Source organism: bacterium, assembly GCA_019695305.1.
In the GTDB taxonomy this organism is placed as follows: Bacteria; UBA10199; UBA10199; order UBA10199; family JAIBAG01; genus JAIBAG01.
In genome coordinates this window covers 1-19,718 of the sequence record JAIBAG010000024.1, presented here as the reverse complement: position 1 = coordinate 19,718, position 19,718 = coordinate 1, and the positions used below count along the sequence as shown (strand labels likewise).

Genomic DNA, 19,718 nt, shown 5'->3' with positions numbered 1-19,718 from the left:
AGAGTAACCCCTCCCAACCTCCCCTTAGTCTATGGGGAGGAGAAAGCAAGCTCTCCCCCTTAAGCTAAGGGGGAGTTGGAGGGGGTTACCTCTTCTTCTTCAACGTATCCCTTAACTTCCGATGATATTTAAGTGCAAACCGATGCGATTCGTCACGGATACGCTGAAGTAACATCAGTTCCGGAGATCCCCTCTTTAAAATCACAGGGTTCTTGCGACCCGGCAAATAAATTTCTTCTTCCTTTTTATTATCCCACAAACCTTTGGCACGTACTCCTTGTCCCTGCCCCTTTGCCACTCCTATCACGGGAACAGATTCAATATTTAAATCTTTTAACACTTCAAGCGCCACACCAAGCTGCCCTTTTCCGCCATCTACTATCAGCAAATCTGGGCATGCATCCCCTTCATTATTAATGTCCTCTTTATCAAAACGACGCATCAACATTTCCATCATCATGGCGTAATCATTGGGTGTATCCATCGAGCGGATCTTGTATTGCCGATATAAATTTTTATCAGGCTCGCCCTCTATAAAAGTAACACGCGATCCAGTTGGATTTTTTCCTGAAATATTGGAAATATCGTAACACTCAATACGCTTTAAGGGATTTTTTAAGTCTAATGCCTTTTCAAGCCTTGATAAGGCTTCTGTATTTTCAAACTTTTTGTGCACCTTCCTGGCAAACTGCGCAATAGCGTTTTTTTGCGCCAGCTCCATCAAATCTTTTTTATCTCCCTTTTGAGGATTCCTCACACACACTTTTTTACCCTTTTTTTCGCGCAAAAATTCAAGCAAAGCCTCCACATCGGGTATGGTTGTAGAAACCAGAATTTCGCTGGGAATAAAGGGTGTGGTTAAATAATACTGATTCATAAAACTTCCCAAAACTTCAGTATCCATTTCTACCGATACAACAGGATAGTAGTGTGAATCGACCAAATCACCATTGCGAACACTGAGTACCGCAATCATCCCCTGCTCGTTTTCACGATATAGCGTAACGTAGTCCTGATTTTCACCCGTATGTTTTACTACCTTTTGCTTTTCTAACAGTTGTTCCAGATGATTTAAGGCATCACGCAAAGGGGCCGCATCCTCAAATTTTTCCTGCTCCGATAAAAGAAGCATTTTATTTTTTAATTCCTTTTTCAGCTCTTCGTTTTTTCCCAATAATAATAATTTAATTTCATTAACCTGCTTCCCATACTGCGATTCAGTTACATACCCCACACATGGGGCCGTACAGCGTTTAATTTGATACTCCAAACAAGGGCGCGAACGGTTAGAAAACTCGTGATCACTGCACGTACGCAGCATAAAATATTTATAGGCAAAATCGGCAGTTTCGTAACATGCCTGCGCATTCACATACGGCCCAAAATAGAGAGAGCCATCTTTCTTTACGTTACGCGTAGCAACTAGCCGCGGAAAAGGATGTGTGAGAGTAAGCTTTAAACTGATATAGGTTTTATCATCTTTTAAAAAAACATTATATTTGGGTTTATGCTTTTTAATAAGGCTGTTTTCAAGGAGAAGTGCTTCCTGCTCGGTATCAGTTACCAGATAATCAATATCCTGTACCCGCTCCATTAAAAATTTAATCTGGTAACGGCCATCGCCTTCTACTGGCAAATACTGTTTTACCCGGCTTTTTAAATTTTTAGCTTTACCTACATAGATAATTTTCCCTTTGGCATCCTTCATCAAATACACACCAGGATTGGCCGGAAATTCCGAGACTTTTGATGCTAACAATTGATTGACAGGCAAAATTTCCATTATTCATCCATACCGCTAAAGGCCAGCTCTCTCTTTTTAAGTTCGTTTATCTTGTCGCGTATATTGGCCGCTTCTTCAAACTCCATCTTTTTAGCATGGTCCTTCATTTCTTTTGTAAGTTTTTCTATCTCTCGAGGAATATCTTTCAGACTAATATCCTGCAAGGGCGTGCGGCCGTGCGCCCCTACGTCTAAATCAACATAATCAGCATTGGCAATTTGCAGAGCATCTCTAATTTCTTTAGTAATACTGGTAGGCGTAATACCATGTTCCTTATTATACTCGGTTTGAATTTCTCGACGCCTGTTTGTTTCGGAAATTGCTCTTTTAAGTGAGCCCGTTAGGTTATCGGCATAGCAAATGACACGACCATTTAAATTACGCGCCGCACGGCCAAACGTTTGAATAAGTGAACGTTCGGAACGTAAAAAGCCTTCTTTATCGGCATCCAAAATAGCTACCAGCGATACTTCGGGCAAATCGAGTCCTTCTCGCAATAAATTAATCCCCACCAGCACATCAAAAACGCCTAAACGCAAATCGCGCAATATTTCCATGCGCTCCATAGTATCAATATCGGAATGAAGATATTTAACCTTAATTTTTTCGCCCGTGTAATATTCGGTTAAATTTTCAGACATCCGCTTTGTCAGTGTGGTCACCAAAACACGCTCGCCCTTTTCAATAACTTTTTTAATTTCTATCAGCAAATCATCTACCTGATTTTTAACAGGACGCACCATAATCTCAGGGTCAATAAGTCCTGTTGGACGCACCAGCTGTTCTACAATCTGTTTTTTAGAATTCTTTAATTCGTAATCTCCAGGTGTTGCCGACACATAAATAGTTTGTTTGATCATTTTTTCAAACTCATCAAATTTAAGGGGGCGGTTATCGAGTGCCGACGGAAGCCTGAAACCGTAATCCACCAATGTTGTTTTACGCGCCCTATCCCCGTTGTACATCCCACCAATTTGCGGAACAGCAATGTGCGATTCATCAATCATCAGTAAAAAATCACTTGGAAAATATTCAAGCAAGGTTGGCGGAGGCAGGCCTGGGTCTCGGCCGGTAAGATGGCGTGAATAGTTTTCGATCCCTTTACAAAAACCAATTTCACCAATCATCTCCAAATCGTACATGGTACGCTGCTCTAAACGCTGGGCTTCTACCAGCTTTCCTTCTTTTCTAAAATATTCGAGTCTGTCTTTTAGTTCGGCCTTAATATTAATCATGGCTTTTTCTAAAAGTGATTTTGGAGTCACAAAGTGTGACCCCGGATAAATGGCAACGCGATCTACTTTTTCAAGAGTTTTGCCACGCAAGGGATCCACAATACTTATTTGATCAATCTCATCTCCAAAAAATTCCATACGTATAGCGCGGTTTTCTTCGTAAGCCGGAAAAATTTCCACCACATCACCACGCACACGAAACGTTCCGCGATGAAAATCCACATCATTTCGTTCATATTGAATCATCACGAGCTTGTTTAAAATATGTGTTCTCCCTACCGACATGCCCTTTTTAATATCCACCAGCATTCCCTGATAGGCATCAGGCGATCCCAAACCATAGATGCACGAAACCGAAGCCACAACAATCACGTCATTGCGTTCTAAAACCGAACGTGTCGCCGAATGTCTCATTTTGTCGATTTCTTCATTGATGGCCGAATCTTTTTCGATAAAAACATCGGTACGCGGGATATAAGCTTCGGGCTGGTAGTAATCGTAGTAACTCACAAAGTACTCTACGGCATTATCGGGAAAGAGCGCTTTAAATTCGGCATACAACTGCGCCGCCAGCGTTTTATTGGGAGCCAAAATAAGAGCCGGTTTTTTAGTTTCGGCAATCACATGCGCCATGGTAAAGGTTTTGCCGGAGCCCGTTACGCCCAATAATGTTTGGTGGGACAGACCTTTTAAAACACCGTCGGAAAGCTTTTTAATGGCTTGGGGTTGGTGCCCCATGGGTTTGAAATTGGAGATAAGTTTAAACGGCGGCATGACTCTGTTGTAGCATGTCTCTTTGTTATTTCAAGAGTAACCCACCTCTGCCTCCTCCCTTACTCTAAGGGAGGAGTACGTACTAACAGAATTTGGAAGAATATCCCTCCCCCTTAGAGTAAGGGGGAGGCCAGGAGGGGGTTACCTCTTCTTATCCAAAAGTGCCATTACCTTGGTAATACGGTCAATGGTAGTCAGTCCTGTCATGAGTGCTACAAAAGCAAGAGGCAAAAGATACAAATTATCAATGCTAAATCCGGGATGAATTTTTACCAAAAAATAGGAAATGATAGGAATAAATATGGCACCTACACCCAAATAGACAATACGTTCCGGTCGCTGCATACTACCACCCGTGTATTTGGCGCCCTCAGCCTCACCTTTAGCACGCGCATAACTCACCATAAACGAACCCACTAACGCCAAACAAACAAGCCCCACAGCCCACGAATTGCGGTAATAGTACGCTAATCCTAAAAAGGTAGCCGATTCCGACACCCGGTCCATCACTGCATCGTAATACGCTCCTGAATGCGTCGCCTTACCCGTCATGCGCGCTACACGCCCATCAAACATATCAAAAGTACCAGCGGCAATCATTACCCATCCTCCCAGGCCAAAACGGCCATCGGCAAAAAAATAACCTGAAAGTAAACTGATAAGAACACCTATTCCGGTAATTTTATTGGGAGTGAGTTTTATTTTTATTAAAAAGAGTACGATGGGTTCGGTAAGCCAATACCAGTATTCTTTCATCCAACGGCTTAAAAATTTTGACTCAAAACGCTCTTCAACATCTTTTAAACGCTCTCTCTTACGATACACACCACGAAAAACCAACACCGTGCATAATAAAAGAACGTTAAAAGCAATAAGAGGACCTAGTGAAACCCAGGGAAACGTTTGTTGCATATTATTTGTTATACATTAAATCCCACCGCCTGCTTTTCGGGCACACTCTCTTTTATAGCTGCTGTGGGGTCATACGAGGGTTTTCCAGGAACCGATAAGGTATTGTCGAAAGCACCAATATCCACCGCTTTGCCGTTTGCATAAACATCATGACGGCCCTTTTCCTTATACCATTCACCTACCGAGGCATTTTTATAAAAATGCTCGATGATATTGCGCCAGCCAATCCCTGTATTGTAGGCACAAAATGAAATTTCTCCTTCTTGCGTGCCGTACGGGATAATACAACGTTCGGTGCGTCTAAAATCGTAATTCCATAAATCTTGAAACCACATCCCGGCCACAAACATGAGCAGCCATGTATCTTTTTTACGTTCTTTACCCACACCATATTCACCGCCCAAAGTACCGCCGCTTTGCTTATCAAACTTTTGCAATAAATGTTTTAAGCTAAACGAATTGGGAGTTTGCGAGGCATCATAATTACGCAATAGCGATAATACAATTTGAACTTTCGACCAAAAAGTAGAACGGCTGTTATCGTTAATAAGGGCTACATCTTTAAAAAGTTGATCTATATCTAAAGCGGCTCCCAAAGAAAACTTTTCTTTCGATTGTTTATTAACAAAAAAAGCTGTCCCTACACCGCAATTAGGATGACAGCCGCATTTTAAACTACCCCAGTCTTTATCAAGCTCGGCACTAATCATATCGCCAAAATCTGAAAAAACACTCACGGCCGACAACGGAAACCAGTCGCGATGAGGGTCGGTAATGCCCGTTTGCTTTTTAAGATCGTGCGCTAAATTAGCCAATGTATAACGCATACGCATGCGATCGGCATCGCTAATATCTTCGTCACGTCCGGTAAACGAAACCGGTTGAAAAGAAATAAAAGTAATTTTATCGGAATTAGCCACGGCAAATCGAAAAATTTCGCCAATTTGATGATCGTTAACCGTATTCACTACTGTCACTACCAACACCACATCTACGCCAGCATTGTATAAATTTTCAATTGCGCGCAGTTTAATATCAAACAAATTACCAATTTTACGGTGTTCATTATTAGCATTGCCAACGCCATCAAACTGTAAATAAGCAATACGTAAACCAGCATCATAGGCTTCTTGGGCAAAAGCAGGGTCTTGGGCAAACTTGATACCATTGGTGGCACACTGAACAGAAAAGTATCCCACTTCTTTAGCGTACTTAATACCATTGATAAAATGAGGCGACAAAGTAGGTTCGCCGCCCGAAAACTGAACCGACAATTGACGACGAGGTTTAATACTCACAGCATTATTTAAAATTTGTTTTACTTCGTTAAACTCTAACTCGTGCACATAACCCACCTGGTTGGCATCCATAAAACAAGGCTCACACATCATGTTGCAACGGTTGGTTAAATCTACAGTTAATACCGAACCACGGCCAAATTTAATGGATGAGGTACCATGGTTACGTAATTTATTATCGGGAGCAAAAAAATCGCTGCCAGGAAAAAGCGATTCCATCTTGGCTAAAAACTTTGGGTCGGTCGACATCACATCTTCAAAATGACCATGCTTGGGGCAATCTTTCACCATCATGATCTTGCCATCTTTTTCAACAATCATGGCTTTAATTTCGCCCGGTGTGCCGGTACGCAAAATATTGATATCTTCTTTGCCGCTAATAATGGCCTCGCGTACTTCTTTTACGCATCCCGGACAGAGAGAATCGGTTTCACGAGGCCAACCCAGTGTAGGCTTTACTTTTTGATGACTTTTAAGAAGAGGTTTATCAGACCATTTGGGCGTTTTAGCCTTACCCTGCGGGAACAGTTTATTAATACCCTGAAATGTATGCCAGGCCACATTCGCTGTTGCCGAAAGACTTTTTTCAAATACTTTACCCATAAATCCACTCCTTTATATTAACGTTTACAAAATTCAAAACATTCTAAATGTATGAATTTAATAAGAAATTTATGAGTTGGGTTGTACAAAAAATAGACCTAAGTGTCAACGTGGAACTCGATTATTTTTTTAGGCTTAGTATTGGGGCTAGTAAACTGGTATCCAGTTTTTCGCCCGAATAAAGAGCATTAAAGAGAAGACCGGCACCTTGATAAAAAGATAAAACACGCTCAAAACGTTTCAGCATAAATTCAGCTTCATTTTTTTGCTGAGCATCTTTAATATTTTTTTTAAAACTATTTACCAAATCGGCACAGTCGCTAATCATGTCTAAACTGTCGTGAATGTTGCGGCGAATTTTATCAACAAATTCTTTAATGATAGAAATGGGAATTTCATCCACAGCCTGGTAAAAATCTTTTCGCGTCCCCTTCACCCAAATTTTTTTAACCAGCTTGTAATCTTCTAAAAGACGAATATTAATACTAACATTTCCCTTTGATACTCCCAGCTCACTCACAATATCATCTAACGAAAGTGGCTCTGGGCTTAAATATAAAAGTGCAAAAATCTGTCCACACACACGATTGAGCAATCCTAAAAGTGAAACCGAAATACTGCCAGCGCCATCAATAAAGCTTCTTTTTGCGTCTATTAACTTTTGTTTGTTTTCAGGCATGATTAATATTTTTTAGAGAGTTCATAATAATGCTCGGCCGATACAATAAGCATGGCCTTTTCAATATCGGTAAGTTTGCGCACAACTTTGGCTGGATTACCAAAAGCCATTGAGCCCGCCGGTATAACTGTACCACTTGTTACCAAAGAGCCGGCCCCAATAATGCAATCTTCCTCAATAACGGCATTATCCAGAAGAATAGCCCCCATACCAATAAGCGAGCGGTCTTTAACAGTACATCCATGTACAATCACACGATGGCCAATAGTCACGTAATCACCAATAACCGTATTTGCCGGTTTGGGGGCATCGGCATTGGTTACATGCACCATGGTTAAATCTTGGATATTCGTTTTTTTGCCGATACGGATGGTGTTTACATCGCCCCGAATAACCGTATTAAACCAAACGGAAGATCCCTCCCCTATTTCCACATCACCAATAACTACAGATTGAGGAGCCAGAAAAACATCTTTTCCAATGTTAGGATTAATATTTTTAAAAGGAAGAATCACAAACAATTTTCAACCATATTTTACCTAAAACGGCAATCACAGAATCATCCTGCATTTTCTTGGAGATGAAACTTCTTTTTATAAATTTTCCACGCTACAATAAGGCCACTATAAGCCCCCAACACATCGGCTGTAAAATCGAGTAAATCAAACATGCGGTTAGGAACAAAGAGCTGATGTATTTCATCCGATATTCCCAAAACAGGAATCACCAATAAAAAAAGATAACGCCAGCGGCGCCTCATGTGATGATAACGAGCTTCCCAGGCAAGAGATCTGGCCAGAAAAATTCCTAAAATAAAATATTCACAAAAATGAATAACCTTATCGGCATACTCAAATAGAAAAGGATTAATGCCTAAATCGGAACGGGATGAAAGAAAGGAAATAAACGCGTAATATAATACAACGGGGAGCCAGATGATGGCGTGCTTGGTTTTAAGCATTACATTTTATACTTACCAAAATCTTCAGGGGCCAAACTTTCTAAAATTTCAGCCCATTTTTGTTCTTTAACTTCGCCATCATCCATTTTTTTGGCTAAATCGATACGACGAGATTTTTCAATTACTCTTTTATTAACAAAAATATTGGCCTGTGTTCTTAAAGCAATGGCAATAGCATCCGATGGACGGCTATCCATCACATGAATTTGACCATTCACATCAAGTTCTATTTCGGCCATAAACGTATTATCGGTTAAATCGGAAATTACCACCTGATGAATTTTAGCACCCAAAAGATCGATAATTTTTTTCATTAAATCATGAGTCATAGGGCGCGTTAATTCCACTTTTTCAAGTTCGGTAGCAATAGATGAAGCTTCAATAAGACCAATCCAAATAGGAAGCGCCATGCTTTCTTGCATGTCTTTTAAAATAATGATGGGCATGTTGGTAAAGGGATCTATAGTAAGCCCTGTTACCTTCATGCGGATGAGTTCTTCGGTTTCGGTCATAGTATTTATATTGCTTCCGCTATTAAAGAATGCGGATTTGCTTTTATTACTTTTACCTTAACAAATTCCCCCGTCAAGCTGCGTTTTGGATTTTCATCCTGAAGATGAACAATTTTATTGGTGCCGGTTCGTCCAAACCAGGTTTTATTTTCGGCACTGTAGTTTTCCACCAGCATGGTTTGCTGGGTATCAAGCAATTTTGCATTATTAGCACCCGAAACCTGGCGCTGCCGATTAAGTAAAATATCCAAACGTTCTTTTTTTACTTCTTCACTCACATTATCTTCTAAACGTAAAGCGGTAGTGCCAGGCCGCGGCGAATAGGTAAACGAAAAACTTAAATCGTAGCCCACGGTATGTAGTAAATTAATTGTCGCTTCAAAATCTTCGGCGGTTTCGCCAGGAAAACCAACAATAAAGTCGGTGGTAAAGACAATATCGGGACGTACTTTTTTTAACTTTTCAACCACAGTGAGATAATGCTTTGTATCGTACTGGCGGCGCATGGCTTGCAAGATGCGATCACTGCCCGATTGAACCGGCAAGTGAAAATGAGGGGCTAAAATAGAAAGATTTTTAAATTGCTCCACTAAATCATCGCCTACATCTTTAGGATGAGAAGTTGTAAAGCGTAATTGAGCCAAATTAGTTTCCTTAGCAATTTTTTCAAGCAATTGTGCAAACGTTACTTCGCCGGTATCTTTTAATCCATACGAATTCACGTTCTGCCCCAACAGAGTCACATCTTTTACCCCTAAATCTACCAAAGCTTTAATTTCATCAATAATTTGCGAACTGGGACGCGATACTTCGGCACCCCGTACACGCGGCACAATGCAAAAGGCACATACGTTATCGCAGCCTTTTTGAATATTCACATAGGCCTTAACCCTGTTTTCTTCGCCGTCGTAGAGCAAATTTACAAATTCAAAATCTTTTTTATGATGAAATTTGGTTTTAAGAATACGGCTCTTAAAACCTTTTTGTTTTTGATCGCGCGCATCTTTAAGCATGGTGGGCAATTCACTCACGGCATCCGGGCCAAACACCATATCTACAAAAGGAAAACGCTTAAATAAATTTTCTTTTTCCTGCTGGGCCACGCAACCCGAAACCCCCACCACCATATTGGGATTATCGGGCAGCATCTCGCGGATACGTCCTAAATCGGAATAAACTTTATCAACGGCTTTTTCACGGATACTACAGGTAACAAGCAGCACCATATCGGCTTCTGAGGCGTTATCGGTGTGATCATAGCCTTGTTTGGCCAAGAGCCCCTTCATTTGCAACGAATCCTGCACATTCATTTGGCAGCCGTAGGTTTTTAAGTGGGCTTTCATGTTGCGTTGGTATAGCCGGAATAAAGAGGTGAGTTCAAGGGAAATTGCTTATCGCGAATCGTTGATCGCAGATCGTAAGAAAAGATCTTATTCTTCGCGATTAGCGAACCACGATAAGCGATCCGCAATTAGAAGCTTTCGTCTACTTTAAGGCCATCTAAAATACGGCCAAACTCGCGGCCCAAATCACTTTCGGCCATATTGTCGTGGAAATCATCATCGCTAGAAAATTGTTCGGCACGTTCTTGAAAGCGGCCGGTGTGGCGTAAATCGTGCTTGATAGTTTCAATATAGCTGTCGGGGTTACGCTTCATGATGTGATCAACGTATTTATTGAGATTTTCAACAGCCTTTTTCTTTTGTTTTTCGCGGATTTTTTTCCAGTTTTGCAAATAGTGCAAACGGCAGTAGCCCATGGTGGTTTGCTCGTTTTTACACTCTTTTTCCTTACAAATTTTGGTAGCCTTTTTTGGCATAGAACAATTTTTTTGGAGTTTAAAAGGTAAAAAAAAACAATAAAACCACTAAAAAAGCGTTATTTATTGAATATTTACACCTACCCCTCTTTTGGTTGTAAAAGAGTTAGCGGTAAATGTCAAGAGCGAAGAAGGCTTTAAAAAAGCAAAAAGCCCCGTTATTACGGGGCTTTTTGATAATTCATTCATTTATTTATTGCTTATAAGGCGCCAACTACCGCAGTAGCCGTATCGGCAGCTACTTTTGCACCTTCAGCAGCGGCAGGCACAGCAGCTTGGGCCACTTCTGCCCCCACTTCAACACCGGCATTTGCGGCTTCACTACCAACCTGAGCACCCACTTCAGCCCCTTCAGCAGCAACATCACCGGCAACTTGCCCAGCTTCAGTTCCAGCTTTGGCAGCTTCTTCAGCAGCCTGGGCGGCTTCTTTAGTAGCTTTGGCTGTTTCACTAGCTGTTTTAATTCCCTGTATTGCAGTTTCTGCTATTCCTGTTCCATCATTAGCAGCCTTACAAATTCCATCGGCAACACCATAAGCCATTTTTGCATAGCCTAAGCCGCTCTGAAGATCTTTGCTATCTTGAGCTTTTTTAGCTTGTTGCATCTGCAGATATTTTGTTTGTTCCGTACCATAATCAAAACCATGTTTACGCGATGTATTTTGTACTGACATATAATCTCCTCTTATTTAAGTTATCGGCATTTCCTCCCTCAAAGTTGCCTTTAGGGGTAAAAAACCATCAATTATTATGCAACTTGAGCTTGTACCTGCTCGCCATCTGTAACAGCCTGTGTTACCTGTCCTTTATTTGTTGCTTCAACTTCCATAGCACCACCACCCAAAGATTGGCTGGTACTTGCTACTTCTTTTTGTCCCTCTGCACTGGCAGCTCCACCAACCTTCTGCTTGCCATCACCTGTAGTTGAAGCACCACCGCCCAGGCCATTAGTATTAGCTTCAGCCAAAGCTTGTTCCTTTGCACTATCCTGACCGGTAAAAACAGAAACTAAAACAGCAGCTACTGCCAAAACAGCCCCTACAATAGCACCATAGCCTGTAGCCGATATACCAGCCGCAGCAGCACTTAAACCGGTTACAGCGGCAGTTGCTCCAGCAGTAGCACCAGTAGCACCAGCCGCACCAGCTGCACCAGCTGCACCAGCCGCACCAGCCGCACCAGCCGCACCAGCACCACCAGCTGCCGCACCGCCGGCTGTTCCACCAGCAACACCCGCTTCAGTTCCGGCCACTACAGCAGCTTCTGTACCTACAGTGGCACATTCCCCAACCACTTCCGTACCTACAGTAGTTCCTACTTCAACAGCACATTCTCCCGCTACTTCTGTAGCAACAGTGCTTCCCGTTTCAACTGCACATTCACCAGCTATTTCTGAACCTGTAGTTGCTGCTATTTCAGTGCCAGCTTCGGTTCCCGCTTCGGCACTCGCTTCTAGTGTTTGCGTTACAGCTGTATTAGTAATACTTCCAACTGTACTCACTCCCGTTTTAGCATTTCCGCCATCCTCGCGACATTCGTCTTGGCGCTCCATGTAGTTATCCAAAACCTGAGATTCGCTGGCCTGGTAATCAAAAGCGTCATAGTTACTGGTGTCACATTGTTTTAAATCGGCTGCTACTGTCATAATTAATCCTCTCCCTTTATTTATCGGCTTTAGCAGAGGGTAAAGTTGTGTTTTGGGGTATTTTTACTACAGATGTAAACTATTGAAATTATTAATATATTTTAAAATAAAACGTGTTCCATTCAAAATTTCTTAAGCAATCCTTTTTGATTAAACTTTCCTTAGGTATACTGGCCAGCATGAATCGCTTTGAACAATTTTTTATTTATAAGCCCGATAAACCCATTAGTACCACCACTATTAATAGTATTCACTTACAAAAAATTGGTGAGGCGTTTACAAAAGCGCTTACACAGGCATTTGATGCCAATTTAATGGATGCTCACAAATTAGGAGCACCTAATCCACAGCAAATAGCCCTTACAAAAACACTGAACGATATTAATGAATTTGTTGCCAAAGTTTCAAAAAACTCAGATATATTTTCGGCCTTGGTATCAAAACAATCACAATAATTGGTTGCGTTTCAACAAGAGGTATCATAAAAACACCCCTCTTTTCGGCAGAGTAGCTCAGTGGTAGAGCAGGGGAAAATGTGGCAGTATTTTCAAATGTACCTGGCACCTTAAGGTAAAGTAGCCCTTCAGAAAACACTCGCTGATGTAAATGAATTTATGCAGAAAGCGGCCCAGAAAAATCCGGAAATTTTTGCGGCGTTAATGCCAAACAAGCATGAATAATATATCACTTGAACAGAAAAACTAGTTCTTAAAGTTCCTTAATTTAGGGGGATTATTGTAATATTCCTCTTTTAATTCTTCCAATTGTTTTTTCTTTAAAGCAGCCTTCTCTTCATCGGTTAACTCTAACTTCTCGTCAGCTTCTTCTTCAACATCAGTGTGTTGTTGTAAAAAAGTCTCAACCTCTACCATTAACTCAGGGTCAATTTGATTTTTTTGCCCCCCCATCATAGACTTTTGGATATTGCCTTTCCCATCTTCATTCTTCTTTGTATTACTATTACTATCATTACTGTCAGCATCGGATTCATTCAAAGAATCCATAAAAGCACGCATTTCAGCTACAGCCTTTAAATTGTGATAATTTTCTAAACAATGCGCTTGGAGAGGAAAACTATCACCAGCATGATCCATACAGAATTTGTAATATGCGTCTGCGGCATAATCATCCGCATACGCATAGCGCATTTTAAAAAAGAAGCTCGCGCCTAAAACCGCCAAACATAAAACAAACACTAATTTTATTGATTTCATTTCTTTCCCTTTCCTATCTATGCCCGGCAAATAAATAAGCAAAGATTGTGCCAGTATAAAAAATACCCCCCTTCTCGTTTTTAACTTCTTGTAACCATAATGTTTTCGATTAAAAAAAATGAAAAATTTAAACCTGATCCTATTTGTAAATGGAAGACTAAAAACCCCATTTTTAACCAGCCAGCGGGGCTTTTTAACTACAAAATGCTAACAGCGATCGAAGGAGATATATCAATTGGGCATGAACAACTTTGGATTGTCTTGTTTAATACGGCCCTTTTAGCCGTTGGCTAAAAGGACTCACATTTTCTAAGTTTCTAGACGCGCCTCACAGGCTTCGTTTTTATATCGTGGTAGTTTCTTGATGAGCTGTGGCCCTTTTAGCCGTTGGCTAAAAGGACTCACATTTTCTAAGTTTCTAGACGCGCCTTACAGGCTTCGTTTTTATATCGTGGTAGTTTCTTGATGAGCTGTGGCCCTTTTAGCCGTTGGCTAAAAGGACTCACATTTTCTAAGTTTCTAGACGCGCCTCACAGGCGCGGCTATAAACTAAGAAAATGTGGCAGGAGGGAGAGTTGAACTCCCGACCAAGGGCTTATGAGTCCCCTGCTCTACCACTGAGCTACCCTGCCGAAAAGAGGGGAGTTTTTATTCTACTTATCCCTTAAAGGCAATATTTTTATTGTCTGTCTTCCTATCCACGATTCACCATACACTATCCACTTCTTCTACTTATCCGGCTTTAAAACAATCACCAAACTGTCTTGCCGTTTGAGTGTATCGGTATACCCTTTATCGCGCAGTAAAAAGGTAGCAATAATATCTTCTTTTCCGTCCCCATCCCAATCGGCTAAGGTAAAGTCGGTAATAGCGCCGTCTAAACGAGGAGAATTCCATGCCTCCTGAAAACCATAACCCGTATATCCCAAACGCACCATCTGTGTGTTTTTAATAGAGGGAACAGCACCAATCACATTTTTTAAATACCCCTCGTTTTTCATCACGTAAATTTGAGGGCTGTTGTAACTACTGATGGCTTTTACAGGAGCCGGAGGAAGCGGCGCCGAAAGATTAATATCAGCGGGAACAGCAGGATCGGCTGGTGGTGGTGGCACGTACGCTGGCGGAGAGAGTTGCGTGATTTCTTCGCCGGGAAGAATAGTTTTAAAACGCACCGGAATAAAAAATCTATTATCGGTGGTCATGCCCAAAGGATTTTTAAGTTCAAAATTATAAAACAAAACCGAACCACCGTATTCTTCGCCGCTACTCCATCCCTGTTTCCATTTTCCGCTTTGATTGTTAGAAAGCACCAAACGCCCCGATGGTTTTATAGATAACAGCTGAGGTTGATTGTTAAGATTAAATCCCTCTACCCTAAAAAGCGATTCGGCATCCCCCGAAATACCCGACTGACCCAGCACTTCACCCTCTTCCACCAACTTTTTTCCGTCCCACTTAAGCTTATATAGAGGTCCCGTAAAATCATCATTCCCCAAACGTTTTTGCCCCACTAGCACATCCTGCCCCATCCATTTTATACGCGCTGCGTAATGGCCATACTCGCCCTTCACCACCAGCTTATCGCCCTCCACCATTAATACTTTGGAAGTAAGAACTCCATTTTCAAAACCAGCCACCACAATATCATCATCGCCGTCGTTATCTATATCCAGCACGCTTAAATGCATAAATTCATCAAATTTATTTCCATTATAAATCAAATACTTATTTATGCTTTTATCATGAACCGCATACACATACACTGTTCTTAAACCTAAAAGGGCAATATCGGTTTTTGCAGTACTCGTTGATAAAAGTTTTCCTGTTTCAATGCCGCGTAAGCTATCGGGGATGCGTTCGCTGGAATAATAGGTAGAGGGGTAAGGATTAGCCCAGGTGAGCGGTGCCCAAAACATTAAAAGAAGTGCCAGGTACATCTTTTTCATATTTTTCATGAAGGCACCCTACAGCAAAACAAGGTTTTGGTCAAAAAATAACACCTAGGCGGCATTCAAAATTTATGTGATAATCTAAGTAGTTACATAAGTTGTGCCTTGGGGTCAAAAAACCCCACCACGCAACTTATAAAATGGGTTTGGCCGATAACCCAAGTGAGGAAGTTTATATATGGTTGATGCATTACAGGCCAATCAAAGTACTGCTTATAACGATGGTGTGGATCAACATAGCCCTGATGCTATTGCTAAACAAAATTCACCCGATGGTATAGCGGCTCAGGAGCAAGCTAAACTCAGTGGCAACCAGCAACGAGGCTCGGCCGAAGCGCCCAGTGAAGACGAAAAAAATTTGTATGAAAAATTAGGTCAAAAAACCGGTGCCAGTGTTGTGGATGGCAACATGAGTAAAGGTAAAATTGGTCCGCTCCTTGATTTAAAAGGCATGCATGAACGTGTGAAGGCCCAAGAAACGGCACGGGCCGATTTTAGAAAACAACATGATTTTTCGCAGGTGGATCCCGAAACGGGCGAGCTCGTTCATACCGAAATGTTGGCCATGGGTGCCGAAGAAGAAGCCGGGCTTATGGATTCGGAAGCCAGGTTCATGGATACCGGCAACAACTTGGGGAAAAACGATGAAGGATTAGGAAATACGGATGAGGCCCTCTTTCAAAATTCTCAGGCCGATCCCATGCAAGGCAACAGCGCTCTTATGGCCGATGCCGGAACGCCTATATCAAGTGCCGGGCGCATGACCGTTGAAGGAAGTATGTCGAACAATAATTTACAGCCAAGCGGTGGAGGAATGGCTCCCCCGTCTAAAAGTACAGGCATGGCTTAATAAAGCCAGCCTTGAAGAAAGGAAACATTATGGGTGGTGGTGCAGCATATAATGAGTTTTATACACAGGCAACCAAGATGCAGGCGGATGCCAATGTGCATCAATCGGAAATTGAAGCCGACGCTACAAAATACGCCGCTCGCCAGGAACGCCTGGGTGCGGTAGAGGTAGCCAAGTACGATTACATGGCACGCATTGCCGAATCTAAATCGTACGAGCGTACACAAATGGAAGCGCTGCGCGTGCGCGAGCTTGAAGCCAAGCTTAGCCATAAAGAAGAAATGACCCGCATTTTTGAAGTGGATGTACCGCGTGCCGAAGCCGCCAAAATGATGGGACAAGCCGCTATTGATAAAGAAGAAAACAAGCGACTTAAAAATGAACAAGATTACGATTTGGATTTACGCCGTTACGAAGATCGCCAAAGCTCTTCTTACTGGACTGGATAGTGTTTGTTCAATATAACTTAGAGAAGCTAAGTTATATTGACTACAAACACTTATGCAGCAAAGCTGCATGAGGGCTTCGCAAAAAGCCTCAAGGGGGACTTAAGTGACAGAAGAATTTAAAGACGCAATGGAATACATTTGGGACCGTATTCCCAAAACCAAAGAGGGAAACGTCCGCTATTTATTAGGCGACCTGCCCTATCTCTACCAAAACGGTTTTGTTGATTCCAACCAGTTTACCTACGAGCAATGGAAAGCCGCTTTTGAAGATTGCAAACAAGACGACGATTCTTACATTTTAACCAAAGAAAAATTTTTATCGCTGCGCAAGTTTAGGTATGTAGGCCCGGTATTTGAACCTTTTGATGCTAGCAAGGTACGCGAAGGTGAATGGACCGACGATGATTTGGCCAAACTTTATCATCGCAGTATTAAACCGTCATCCACAGTGCCCGAACAGGTTTATTTTAACATGATTAAAGCTCTTAAAGAGCGCGAAGGCTTGCAGCAAAATGGCCGTCTTCTTGTAAACAAAACGGTTAAAACCCAATTAGGATATTTAATCGACCGTTTCCCCTCTCCTCGTCGCAAACTTGAAATTGAAGTAAGCCGCCTGCGCAAAGAACGTGAAAAAGATTTTAGAGAAGTAAACGAAAATCGCGACGTTTCTAAATTTGTAGCGGGGCAATTTGAAAGTGAAGAAGAGCTTAAAAAGTTTAAATCACTTCAAAACAAAGCCGGAGCACCGGTTAAACAAAAAATTGATACCTCTAAAACGGTTGATCTTAAATCGTTAAAAAGACCACCTAAAAAGATTAGCGGTTAAGCAAGCGGTGGTAACGACGGCGTATTAGGATCCGCAGGCGGTGTATAAGTTGGGACCACAGGATTTCTTAATTCAACAAGCCTTCTCTTTTCTTCCTTTACCAGTGCCATTCTAAAAGCACCAATAAAAGCCGCAAATAAAATACCCACCACAAACGAACCCATAATCAGAAAAATAACCGGGATAGGACGTGAAGCTAAATCGTCAACAAACGGCAAATCCATCACTAAACTTACCGTAACCGTGTGGTTAGAATAGAAAAATAGAAAAATAATGAGGATAAATAAAACCAAGAGAAGATATTTGAGAAAATGATACATAGAGGTACTACTATCCACCATTCACCATCCACTATCCACTATTTTTTTAGCTTTTTAAAATGGGGAGCCAATTTTTTATAGGTATCGTTTAAATGTTCGGGCATCACGCGGATATTACCAATTACCGGCATAATATTGTTATCGCCTTCCCAACGTGGAATAACATGATAGTGGAGATGATCTTTAATTCCGGCCCCGGCCGCTTTTCCTAAATTTAAGCCCACATTAAACCCCTGAGCTCCAGCAGCCTTTTTAAGAATTTTTATAGAAGCCGCCACAAGCGCACTCATTTCACAGTGCTCCTCGGCTGTTAAATCTTCAAATAAGTTGGTATGACGATTGGGCACCACCATAAGATGCCCACAGGTGTAGGGATATTTATTGAGTATCACAAACGAATGAGCACCCTGATAAATAACAAGGGTTGAGGCTTTAATCCCCTTTTTGGGCTGTTCACAAAACACACAGCCCCCACGTTGTTTATGCGCTTTGGCAATAAAGGCCATGCGCCACGGCGCCCAAATGGGTTTAGTCATGATGTCTACTCTCCGGCCTTACCGGTATTAACACGTTCTTTTAATTCTTTCCCCACTTTAAAAAAGGGAACCTTGCGCGTATTCACATAAACGCTGGCACCTGTTTTAGGGTTACGTCCTTGGCGAGGTTCACGAGTACGTATTTCGAAGCTGCCAAAGCCACGGATTTCGATGCGTTCCCCACGCGATAACGATTGGGTCATCTGGTCAAAGATGGTTTCCACAATAATTTCCACTTCGCGATGGGATAGACTTTTTAATTTTCCTTCCAACATGTTGATAAGATCACTCTTGTTCATATTTGTTTACCTATTTAATGTATAACCGATGGCGAATATAAATACATCCACTGGGGCTCGGTTTTAGCTTCCAGTTTGTTGGTTACTATACTTAAAAAATGCTGCATCCATTTGGACTCAGCTAAAAAATCAAGCGGGTTTTCTTTTTTGCGCGGCCAAACCACATGAGCATCTTGCGATAAACCGGCCATTTTTTTAGCTTGGTCTATGGCATCGTAAATGGTTCCCAGGCCATCAATTAAACCCAAGGCTTTGGCCTGTTCACCTGTATAAACTTTTCCCTGCGCTAACTCCTCTACCTGCTCGGGCGTCATTTTTCTACCTTCTCCCACATCGCCCTTAAACTGCGTATACATATTATTTAAAATACTTTGTAAATAAGCCCTATCTTCATCATCCATAGGCTTCATGGGAGAACCTACATCTTTAAACTTTCCAGTTTTAATCACCCGGCTTTCAAGCATGGCCCACTCGGCCAAGCGATTCACTCCCAGGCTTTCCATAATCACGCCAATACTGCCGGTAATGGTACCTTTCATGGCCATAATATAATCGGCGGCACAGGAAATATAATAACCACCAGAAGCAGCCATGGTACCCATAGATACCACTACCTTTTTATCTTGTTTTAATTTTTTAACTTCTTCAAAAATTTCCTGAGAAGGAGCTACAGCACCACCGGGAGAATCAATTCTCAATACCACAGCTTTTACCGAACGATTTTTTCTGTATTTATTTAAATCTTCCAGCGTTTCTTTAGAATCAAAAATGGGACCTTCAATTTTAACAACCGCTACCGAGCCACCGGGAATAAAACCTTTTCCATCATCCATCCAGTAAAATAAAATCGAAACAAAACCAACAAGCACACAAAAAACCGCACCTAAAATAAGGAAGGAATAAAGTATGGGATGTCGGGACATGAAAATTTAACGGGGGCGCCTTATGGGCGCCCCCGCTTTTTTTTAAGAGTTTGTTTTAAGAGTATCAAACAGCTTAACGGTTGCATCACCCTGTTGGGCATGGAAATCGCGCATATTGGCTTTTTCCT

22 protein-coding genes and 1 tRNA gene are annotated in these 19,718 nt (G+C 41.7%); 4 read left to right on the top strand and 19 right to left on the bottom strand.

Annotated features, from left to right (window positions below; translation table 11 throughout):
• Positions 1–85: 85 nt before the first annotated feature.
• The 12 genes from uvrC to K1X76_10195 all read right to left on the bottom strand — a co-directional run bounded on the left by uvrC (position 86) and on the right by K1X76_10195 (position 12,221).
• Positions 86–1,783, bottom strand: a complete 1,698-nt coding sequence (uvrC, locus tag K1X76_10250; protein ID MBX7149448.1) for an excinuclease ABC subunit UvrC — start codon at positions 1,781–1,783, stop codon at positions 86–88.
• Positions 1,783–3,792 carry an excinuclease ABC subunit UvrB gene (gene uvrB, locus K1X76_10245; protein MBX7149447.1) on the bottom strand — a complete coding sequence of 670 codons (2,010 nt, stop codon included), beginning with the start codon at positions 3,790–3,792 and terminating at the stop codon, positions 1,783–1,785. The genes uvrC and uvrB overlap by 1 nt, the downstream gene beginning before the upstream one ends.
• A 141-nt stretch (positions 3,793–3,933) precedes the next feature.
• Positions 3,934–4,704 carry a CDP-alcohol phosphatidyltransferase family protein gene (locus tag K1X76_10240; protein ID MBX7149446.1) on the bottom strand — a complete coding sequence of 257 codons (771 nt, stop codon included), beginning with the start codon at positions 4,702–4,704 and terminating at the stop codon, positions 3,934–3,936.
• 8 nt (positions 4,705–4,712) lie between these two features.
• On the bottom strand, positions 4,713–6,605 hold the full coding sequence (locus tag K1X76_10235; protein MBX7149445.1) for a radical SAM protein: 1,893 nt from the start codon (positions 6,603–6,605) through the stop codon (positions 4,713–4,715).
• Positions 6,606–6,726: 121 nt separating this feature from the next.
• Positions 6,727–7,284 (bottom strand): hypothetical protein, encoded by a 558-nt coding sequence (locus K1X76_10230; GenBank protein MBX7149444.1) that lies wholly within the window; start codon positions 7,282–7,284, stop codon positions 6,727–6,729.
• Between the two features lie 2 nt (positions 7,285–7,286).
• A complete protein-coding gene (locus tag K1X76_10225; GenBank protein MBX7149443.1) occupies positions 7,287–7,799 on the bottom strand; it encodes a gamma carbonic anhydrase family protein in 513 nt (170 codons plus the stop codon).
• 44 nt (positions 7,800–7,843) lie between these two features.
• Positions 7,844–8,245 (bottom strand): VanZ family protein, encoded by a 402-nt coding sequence (locus K1X76_10220; GenBank protein ID MBX7149442.1) that lies wholly within the window; start codon positions 8,243–8,245, stop codon positions 7,844–7,846.
• On the bottom strand, positions 8,245–8,757 hold the full coding sequence (locus tag K1X76_10215) for a DUF151 domain-containing protein (protein MBX7149441.1): 513 nt from the start codon (positions 8,755–8,757) through the stop codon (positions 8,245–8,247). Before K1X76_10215 ends, K1X76_10220 begins: the two co-directional genes overlap by 1 nt.
• 5 nt (positions 8,758–8,762) lie before the next feature.
• The gene (gene miaB / locus K1X76_10210; protein ID MBX7149440.1) at positions 8,763–10,100 is read right to left on the bottom strand and encodes a tRNA (N6-isopentenyl adenosine(37)-C2)-methylthiotransferase MiaB; all 1,338 of its coding nucleotides are present in this window, start codon (positions 10,098–10,100) and stop codon (positions 8,763–8,765) included.
• Between the two features lie 128 nt (positions 10,101–10,228).
• Positions 10,229–10,576 (bottom strand): hypothetical protein, encoded by a 348-nt coding sequence (locus tag K1X76_10205; protein ID MBX7149439.1) that lies wholly within the window; start codon positions 10,574–10,576, stop codon positions 10,229–10,231.
• Positions 10,577–10,776: 200 nt separating this feature from the next.
• On the bottom strand, positions 10,777–11,250 hold the full coding sequence (locus K1X76_10200; protein ID MBX7149438.1) for a hypothetical protein: 474 nt from the start codon (positions 11,248–11,250) through the stop codon (positions 10,777–10,779).
• A 74-nt stretch (positions 11,251–11,324) separates the two neighbouring features.
• Positions 11,325–12,221 (bottom strand): hypothetical protein, encoded by an 897-nt coding sequence (locus K1X76_10195; protein MBX7149437.1) that lies wholly within the window; start codon positions 12,219–12,221, stop codon positions 11,325–11,327.
• A gap of 146 nt (positions 12,222–12,367) precedes the next feature.
• Here K1X76_10195 and K1X76_10190 point away from each other — a divergent pair, with 146 nt between their 5' ends.
• Positions 12,368–12,676, top strand: coding sequence for a hypothetical protein (locus K1X76_10190; GenBank protein ID MBX7149436.1), 309 nt, complete (start codon positions 12,368–12,370; stop codon positions 12,674–12,676).
• Positions 12,677–12,922: 246 nt separating this feature from the next.
• Here K1X76_10190 and K1X76_10185 read toward each other — a convergent pair whose 3' ends face one another.
• From K1X76_10185 to K1X76_10175, 3 genes are all read right to left on the bottom strand, one after another.
• Positions 12,923–13,435, bottom strand: a complete 513-nt coding sequence (locus tag K1X76_10185) for a hypothetical protein (protein ID MBX7149435.1) — start codon at positions 13,433–13,435, stop codon at positions 12,923–12,925.
• A 560-nt stretch (positions 13,436–13,995) separates the two neighbouring features.
• A tRNA-Met gene (locus tag K1X76_10180) sits at positions 13,996–14,067 on the bottom strand.
• Positions 14,068–14,163: 96 nt separating this feature from the next.
• Complete coding sequence (locus K1X76_10175) at positions 14,164–15,393, bottom strand: hypothetical protein (GenBank protein ID MBX7149434.1); 1,230 nt, start codon at positions 15,391–15,393, stop codon at positions 14,164–14,166.
• Between the two features lie 172 nt (positions 15,394–15,565).
• Between K1X76_10175 and K1X76_10170 the strand changes: the two genes are divergently transcribed.
• From K1X76_10170 to K1X76_10160, 3 genes are all read left to right on the top strand, one after another.
• A complete protein-coding gene (locus K1X76_10170; GenBank protein ID MBX7149433.1) occupies positions 15,566–16,237 on the top strand; it encodes a hypothetical protein in 672 nt (223 codons plus the stop codon).
• Between the two features lie 11 nt (positions 16,238–16,248).
• Entirely contained in the window at positions 16,249–16,686 is a 438-nt protein-coding gene (locus tag K1X76_10165) for a hypothetical protein (protein MBX7149432.1), read from the top strand.
• A 103-nt stretch (positions 16,687–16,789) separates the two neighbouring features.
• Positions 16,790–17,512, top strand: coding sequence for a hypothetical protein (locus K1X76_10160; protein MBX7149431.1), 723 nt, complete (start codon positions 16,790–16,792; stop codon positions 17,510–17,512).
• Here K1X76_10160 and K1X76_10155 read toward each other — a convergent pair.
• The 4 genes from K1X76_10155 to sppA are packed head-to-tail and all read right to left on the bottom strand — an operon-like array spanning position 17,509 to position 19,536.
• On the bottom strand, positions 17,509–17,832 hold the full coding sequence (locus K1X76_10155) for a hypothetical protein (protein ID MBX7149430.1): 324 nt from the start codon (positions 17,830–17,832) through the stop codon (positions 17,509–17,511). The genes K1X76_10160 and K1X76_10155 overlap by 4 nt on opposite strands.
• Positions 17,833–17,870: 38 nt before the next feature.
• Positions 17,871–18,368, bottom strand: coding sequence for an HIT domain-containing protein (locus K1X76_10150; protein MBX7149429.1), 498 nt, complete (start codon positions 18,366–18,368; stop codon positions 17,871–17,873).
• Between the two features lie 5 nt (positions 18,369–18,373).
• On the bottom strand, positions 18,374–18,667 hold the full coding sequence (locus K1X76_10145) for an integration host factor subunit beta (protein ID MBX7149428.1): 294 nt from the start codon (positions 18,665–18,667) through the stop codon (positions 18,374–18,376).
• Between the two features lie 14 nt (positions 18,668–18,681).
• Complete coding sequence (gene sppA / locus K1X76_10140; protein ID MBX7149427.1) at positions 18,682–19,536, bottom strand: signal peptide peptidase SppA; 855 nt, start codon at positions 19,534–19,536, stop codon at positions 18,682–18,684.
• Positions 19,537–19,718 lie beyond the last annotated feature (182 nt).

What these genes read in the sequence shown, in the direction of transcription:
- uvrC (MBX7149448.1), bottom strand. Translation starts at nt 1,783, where the DNA reads ATGGAAATTTTGCCTGTCAATCAATTGTTAGCATCAAAAGTCTCGGAA.
- uvrB (MBX7149447.1), bottom strand. Translation starts at nt 3,792, where the DNA reads ATGCCGCCGTTTAAACTTATCTCCAATTTCAAACCCATGGGGCACCAA.
- K1X76_10240 (MBX7149446.1), bottom strand. Translation starts at nt 4,704, where the DNA reads ATGCAACAAACGTTTCCCTGGGTTTCACTAGGTCCTCTTATTGCTTTT.
- K1X76_10235 (MBX7149445.1), bottom strand. Translation starts at nt 6,605, where the DNA reads ATGGGTAAAGTATTTGAAAAAAGTCTTTCGGCAACAGCGAATGTGGCC.
- K1X76_10230 (MBX7149444.1), bottom strand. Translation starts at nt 7,284, where the DNA reads ATGCCTGAAAACAAACAAAAGTTAATAGACGCAAAAAGAAGCTTTATT.
- K1X76_10220 (MBX7149442.1), bottom strand. Translation starts at nt 8,245, where the DNA reads ATGCTTAAAACCAAGCACGCCATCATCTGGCTCCCCGTTGTATTATAT.
- K1X76_10215 (MBX7149441.1), bottom strand. Translation starts at nt 8,757, where the DNA reads ATGACCGAAACCGAAGAACTCATCCGCATGAAGGTAACAGGGCTTACT.
- miaB (MBX7149440.1), bottom strand. Translation starts at nt 10,100, where the DNA reads ATGAAAGCCCACTTAAAAACCTACGGCTGCCAAATGAATGTGCAGGAT.
- K1X76_10205 (MBX7149439.1), bottom strand. Translation starts at nt 10,576, where the DNA reads ATGCCAAAAAAGGCTACCAAAATTTGTAAGGAAAAAGAGTGTAAAAAC.
- K1X76_10200 (MBX7149438.1), bottom strand. Translation starts at nt 11,250, where the DNA reads ATGTCAGTACAAAATACATCGCGTAAACATGGTTTTGATTATGGTACG.
- K1X76_10195 (MBX7149437.1), bottom strand. Translation starts at nt 12,221, where the DNA reads ATGACAGTAGCAGCCGATTTAAAACAATGTGACACCAGTAACTATGAC.
- K1X76_10185 (MBX7149435.1), bottom strand. Translation starts at nt 13,435, where the DNA reads ATGAAATCAATAAAATTAGTGTTTGTTTTATGTTTGGCGGTTTTAGGC.
- K1X76_10175 (MBX7149434.1), bottom strand. Translation starts at nt 15,393, where the DNA reads ATGAAAAATATGAAAAAGATGTACCTGGCACTTCTTTTAATGTTTTGG.
- K1X76_10170 (MBX7149433.1), top strand. Translation starts at nt 15,566, where the DNA reads ATGGTTGATGCATTACAGGCCAATCAAAGTACTGCTTATAACGATGGT.
- K1X76_10155 (MBX7149430.1), bottom strand. Translation starts at nt 17,832, where the DNA reads ATGTATCATTTTCTCAAATATCTTCTCTTGGTTTTATTTATCCTCATT.
- K1X76_10150 (MBX7149429.1), bottom strand. Translation starts at nt 18,368, where the DNA reads ATGACTAAACCCATTTGGGCGCCGTGGCGCATGGCCTTTATTGCCAAA.
- K1X76_10145 (MBX7149428.1), bottom strand. Translation starts at nt 18,667, where the DNA reads ATGAACAAGAGTGATCTTATCAACATGTTGGAAGGAAAATTAAAAAGT.